The organism is Microbacterium sp. GbtcB4 (assembly GCF_019091465.1).
GTDB classification, from domain to species: Bacteria; Actinomycetota; Actinomycetes; order Actinomycetales; family Microbacteriaceae; genus Microbacterium; species Microbacterium paraoxydans.
Genome location: NZ_JAGXJJ010000076.1, coordinates 1 through 282 on the forward strand (window position 1 = coordinate 1; position 282 = coordinate 282).

Annotated in this window: 1 pseudogene; it reads left to right on the forward strand. The window is 74.1% G+C overall.

From position 1 onward, the window contains the following. Positions 1-282, forward strand: a pseudogene (locus KVS71_RS17340) (recombinase RecQ); the annotation flags it as partial.

The following is a 282-nucleotide window of genomic DNA, read 5'->3' on the forward strand; positions in this document are numbered from 1 at the left end:
CCGCTCCTGGCGCTCATGCGCGACCAGATCGCCGCGGCCGAGCGTGCGGGCGTGCGCGCCGTGGCGCTCAACTCGACGAACGCCCACGAGTGGGCAGAGGTGCAGGAGCGGCTCGCCGGAGACGACGTCGGCGTGCTGCTCGTCTCGCCGGAGCGGCTGAACAACCCGGCCTTCCGAGAGGAGCAGCTGCCCGCGCTGGTGGCGGGGCTCGGCATGCTCGTCGGCGGCGGGGCGCACTGCATCAGCGACTGGGGGGACGACTTCCGCCCGGACTACCCCCCA